The organism is Kitasatospora sp. NPDC056783, assembly GCF_042789895.1.
Taxonomy (GTDB): Bacteria; Actinomycetota; Actinomycetes; order Streptomycetales; family Streptomycetaceae; genus Kitasatospora.
On sequence record NZ_JBHUAF010000507.1, the window covers coordinates 1 to 5,003 of the forward strand.

Genomic DNA, 5,003 nt, shown 5'->3' on the forward strand with positions numbered 1-5,003 from the left:
GCGGTCGTCGCGGTGGGCGCCACCGGGGCGGGGCTCACTCCCCGAGGTCGATCCGGTAGCCGCCGCGGGCCGAGTGGAGGCTGAGCGCCTCGACCGGGCAGTAGTCCACCGCCTCACTCAGGGCGTCCGTCAACTCCGCTCCGCCGTCGGCGTATCCGGCCAGCGGAGCGGCCAGCCCGTCGGCCCCGAGGCTCAGCGAGTCGGGGACGCTGAGGGCGCACATCCCGGAGCCGATGCAGCGGTCCCGGTCGACCCGGACGATCACCGGCTCGGTGTCCGCGCGGCCCGTCACCAGCTGACCCGCAGGGCGTTGGGGCTGCGGGTGACCAGGCCACGCCGCCAGTCGATCAGCTCGACCGGGTCGGCCATCCGCAGCGCGGGCAGCCGGCGGGCCAGCCGGTGCAGGCCGAGCTCCATCTCCATCCGGGCCAGCCACGCGCCCAGGCAGTGGTGCGGCCCGGCGCCGAAGGTGAGCATGGGCGCGGCCAGCGGGGAGAACAGCTCGGTGCGCAGGTCGCCGGTGAAGACCGACGGGTCGTGGTTGGCGGCCTGGGCGTCGGCGGCGACCACACTGCCGGCCGGGATGACCACGCCGCCGATCTCGACGTCCTCGACGGTGCGGCGCAGCAGCCCGGGCAGGTGCTCCTTGGCGTCGCTGAGCGGGACGGCGCGCAGGATCTGCTCGGTGGCCGCGGCGGCGCTGGCCTCGTCGGAGGCGAGCCGCTGCCAGGCCTCGCGGCCGTCCTGGAGCAGGTAGACCAGGGCGTTGCCGAGACTGGTCATGGTGGTCTCGTGTCCGGCCACGACCAGGCCGATGACCAGCACGACCAGCTGGCCCTCGGTGATCGAGCCGTCCTCGGCGGCGGCCGCGAGCAGGCTGCTGACCAGGTCGTCGCCGGGGGCGGCGCGGCGTTCGGCGATCACCTCGGAGCCGAAGGCGGCGAACTCGGCCATCGCGGTGGTGATCTCGTCGGTGGTGTAGGCGGTGGTGGACAGCGCGTGGTCGCTCCAGTGCCCGAGCCGCTTGCCGTCCACGTTGTCCAGGCCCATCAGCCGGCTGATCACCGCGACCGGCAGCGGGCGGGTGTAGGCGGCGATGACGTCGGCGGGGGAGCCGTGGTCGATCAGCTCGTCGATCAGCGATTCGACCACCGAGGCGACCCAGGGGCGCCAGCGCTCGATCGCGCGCGGGGTGAAGGCCCGCTGCACGGTGCGGCGCAGCCGCTGGTGCTCGGTGCCGTCGATGTTCAGCATGCCGTCCGGGTCGTCGATGATGCTGGGCGTGACCTTGATGGCCGGCGCGTCCGGCGCGTACAGGGTGGCTCGGCCCAGCCGCGGGTCGGTCAGCACCTGGCGCACGTCGGCGTGCCGGCTGACCAGCCAGACCGGCGTGCCGGTGGGCAGCGCGGCGAGGCGGGGCGGGCCGGGTTCGAGCCGGCGCAGGCAGTGCATCGGGGGGAGCGGGGCGGGGCCGGCGCTGGTCGCACTGTTCTCGGTGGACATCCGTACTCCAGACTCCAGGGCGGTGGGCCGCGGGGGCGGCCCGACGGGGGGTGGATCCGGGGATGGTGCGGGGGGACGGGTGACGCGGCGGGCCGGCGGCTCGACACGGGCCGGGATCGGTCGGGCTCCCGCGGGGGAGGCGTGGCGCGAAATGTGCGGGGGCGCACGGTCGGTGCGCGCCCGGCGCGGGCGGCGCACGGTGACACGCCGTCGGGTGGGGCGGATGTGCTGAGCGTGGTCGCGTGGACCGTCTCTGCTACGACCGTACGTGGGCGGTGGGGTGCCCGTCTGCGGCACTTCCAGCCAACACCGGTGCGATCCAGGCACTTCGAGGCGCACGAACGGGCGCGCATTGCCAATCGTGCGCCCCATCGGCGGGACCGCGCCGGGTTGTCGCCGAGCCCCGGCGGATACCCGCACGGCACATGCCACGTGAGACCCGGTGCTTCGAACGGAATCGCCCTAGCACACCGGTCCGGGACGGGTCCACCCATGGGCCTCACCGGTGGTCGGCGGGGTGGGGGATACGCTTCACGGGCAGTTCGTCTTCAGTCGTTTTGTCGCAGGTCACACCGGTGCGGAGCCGCACCGGCAGACGGAGGTGGAATCGGATGCCCCAGCAGGTCAAGGCAGTGATCGCGCGCGCCAAGGGCGCGCCCGTGGAGGTGGCCACGATCGTGGTGCCGGACCCAGGCCCGGGCGAGGCCGTGGTCCGGATCCAGGCTTGTGGTGTCTGCCACACCGACCTCCACTACCGGGAGGGCGGCATCAACGACGAGTTCCCGTTCCTGCTCGGCCACGAGGCCGCGGGCATCGTGGAGACGGTCGGCGAGGGCGTCACCGAGGTCGAGCCCGGTGACTTCGTGATCCTCAACTGGCGCGCGGTGTGCGGACAGTGTCGCGCCTGCAAGCGGGGCCGTCCGCAGTACTGCTTCGACACCCACAACGCCAAGCAGAAGATGACGCTGCTGGACGGCACCGAGCTGTCCCCGGCGCTGGGCATCGGCGCGTTCGCCGAGAAGACCCTGGTCGCGGCCGGCCAGTGCACCAAGGTGGACCCGGCGGCCGAGCCGGCCGTCGCGGGCCTGCTGGGCTGCGGCGTGATGGCGGGCCTGGGCGCCGCGATCAACACCGGCAACGTCGGCCGGGGCGACACGGTCGCGGTGATCGGCTGCGGCGGTGTCGGCGGCGCCGCCGTGATGGGCTCCCGGCTGGCCGGGGCGTCGAAGATCATCGCGGTGGACATCGACGACCGCAAGCTGGAGACCGCCCGCACGCTGGGCGCCACCCACACCGTCAACTCCCGCGGCACCGACCCTGTCGAGGCGATCCGCGAGCTGACCGGCGGCAACGGCGCGGACGTGGTGATCGACGCGGTCGCCCGCCCGGAGACCTACAAGCAGGCCTTCTACGCCCGCGACCTGGCCGGCACCGTCGTCCTGGTCGGCGTGCCCACCCCGGAGATGACGCTGGAGCTTCCGCTGCTCGACGTCTTCGGCCGCGGCGGCGCGCTGAAGTCCTCCTGGTACGGCGACTGCCTGCCCTCGCGGGACTTCCCGATGCTGATCGACCTCTACCTCCAGGGCCGGCTGGACCTCGGTGCCTTCGTCACCGAGACCATCGAGCTGGACCAGGTGGAGCAGGCCTTCGAGAGCATGCACCGCGGCGACGTGCTGCGCTCGGTGGTGGTCCTGTGACCGCGCGCGTCGACTGCCTGGTCACCGCCGGGACCTTCGACCTCGACGGCGGCAGCTGGGAGGTGGAGAACAACGTCTGGATCGTCGGGAACGACGAGGAGGCGGTGGTGATCGACGCCGCCCACGACGCCGAGGCCATCGAGGCCGCGCTCGGCGGGCGCCGGCTGCTGGCGATCGTCTCCACCCACGCGCACAACGACCACATCGACGCGGCCCCGGCCCTCGCCGCCCGCACCGGTGCGCCGGTCCTGCTGCACCCGGACGACCTGCCGCTGTGGAAGCTCACCCACCCCGAGCGCCTCCCGGACGGCGAACTGGCCGACGGGCAGCGGATCGAGGTGGCCGGCACCGCGCTGACCGTGCTGCACACCCCGGGCCACGCCCCGGGCGCGGTCTGCCTGTACGCCCCCGAGCTGGGCACCGTCTTCACCGGCGACACCCTGTTCCACGGCGGCCCGGGTGCCACCGGCCGGTCGTTCTCGCACTTCCCGACCATCATCGACTCGATCCGCGAGCGGCTGCTGACGCTCCCGGCCGAGACCGTGGTGCGCACCGGCCACGGCGACCCGACCACCATCGGCGCCGAGGCCCCGGCCCTGCCGGAGTGGATCGCCCGCGGGCACTGACGCCCGGCCCGTACGGCCCCCGGGGAACACCCGTTCCCCGGGGGCCGTACGATCGCGACCATGGCCCTTGACCCGCGCGAGCTCGACGACGCCTTCCTCGCCTTCTGGCGGGAACGGCACATCTCCACGCTGACCACCACCCGCCCGGACGGCACGCCGCACGTGGTGCCGGTGGGCGTGACGTACCAGCCGGAGACGGGCACCGCCCGGGTGATCACCAGCCGCACCAGCCGCAAGGCCCGCAACGTCGCCGCGGCCGGGCCCGAGGGACTGCGGGTCGCGGTCTGCCAGGTGGACGGCGCCCGCTGGTCGACCCTGGAGGGCGTCGCGGTGGTCCGCGACGAGCCCGAGCAGGTCGCCGAGGCGGAGCGGCGCTACGCCGAGCGCTACCGCGAGCCGCGGGTCAACCCGGACCGGGTGGTGCTGGAGATCAGCGTCGAGCGGGTGCTCGGCCGGGCCTGAGGACGACCCTTCCCGGAGCGGTCGTCCCCGCAGACGAGAACGACCGGGCCGGGCGGGTGCCCGCGGGCCGGCCGCGCCGCACCCCGGTTCCCGGACTCGCAACTGACGGAGTCCGGGCCCATCTGACGGAGTAGTCCGACCGCGATTGCCGCCCTTCCGGTGACTGCGGAAACCTCTTCCGCAGTCGCCGGATCGAGACCAGGAAGGGACGGCCGAATGACGAACGTCGCCGTCATCTACTCCTCCTCCACGGGGAGCGTGCACACCCTCGCCACCGCCGCCGCCGAGGCGGCGAAGAAGGCGGAAGCCGAGGTGCGTCTGCGCAAGGTGGCCGAGCTGGCGCCGCAGGCCGCCATCGACAACGCGGCCGTGGACGAGGCCACCCTCGCCGCGATCGGGCACCAGACCCGTCGCGCGGTGGAGATCGCCGGGGCCCTGAAGCGCGGACTGCCGGCGGCCTGAGCCCGCCGTGCCGCGTTCGGGGACGCACCACGACCCGACCGTCGCGACCCGGGCGGCTTGAGCCGCCCCCAGAACGGCCCGCGCCACCACGACCCCCACCGTGGTGCACCGGCCAGGCAGTGGTTCGCCGACCCGGCGAGCCTCCTGCGGAACCGCCTGTGGGGCCAGGGAGCACGGCTCGGCGTCCGCGAGTCGGACGTCACCTCGGCCGCGTGTCAGTCCCACCCCTGAGCCCCACCTCCCCGGCCCACCT

General features: G+C 74.0%; 5 protein-coding genes and 1 pseudogene. 4 read left to right on the forward strand and 2 right to left on the reverse strand.

Features of this window, described 5'->3' with window-relative positions:
• Positions 1–34: 34 nt before the first annotated feature.
• Positions 35–292, reverse strand: coding sequence for a ferredoxin (locus ACFRMQ_RS38005; protein WP_380735441.1), 258 nt, complete (start codon positions 290–292; stop codon positions 35–37).
• Entirely contained in the window at positions 289–1,503 is a 1,215-nt protein-coding gene (locus ACFRMQ_RS38010) for a cytochrome P450 (RefSeq protein ID WP_380735442.1), read from the reverse strand. Before ACFRMQ_RS38010 ends, ACFRMQ_RS38005 begins: the two co-directional genes overlap by 4 nt.
• A gap of 611 nt (positions 1,504–2,114) precedes the next feature.
• Here ACFRMQ_RS38010 and ACFRMQ_RS38015 point away from each other — a divergent pair.
• The 4 genes and pseudogenes from ACFRMQ_RS38015 to ACFRMQ_RS38030 form a co-directional block, all read left to right on the forward strand.
• Positions 2,115–3,200 (forward strand): S-(hydroxymethyl)mycothiol dehydrogenase, encoded by a 1,086-nt coding sequence (locus ACFRMQ_RS38015; protein WP_380735443.1) that lies wholly within the window; start codon positions 2,115–2,117, stop codon positions 3,198–3,200.
• Positions 3,197–3,826, forward strand: coding sequence for an MBL fold metallo-hydrolase (locus ACFRMQ_RS38020; RefSeq protein WP_380735444.1), 630 nt, complete (start codon positions 3,197–3,199; stop codon positions 3,824–3,826). Before ACFRMQ_RS38015 ends, ACFRMQ_RS38020 begins: the two co-directional genes overlap by 4 nt.
• Before the next feature lie 60 nt (positions 3,827–3,886).
• Positions 3,887–4,288: a pyridoxamine 5'-phosphate oxidase family protein gene (locus tag ACFRMQ_RS38025; protein WP_380735445.1), complete on the forward strand. Its 402-nt coding sequence runs from the start codon at positions 3,887–3,889 to the stop codon at positions 4,286–4,288.
• 216 nt (positions 4,289–4,504) lie between these two features.
• Positions 4,505–4,649, forward strand: a pseudogene (locus tag ACFRMQ_RS38030) (NAD(P)H dehydrogenase); the annotation flags it as partial.
• Positions 4,650–5,003: the final 354 nt, after the last annotated feature.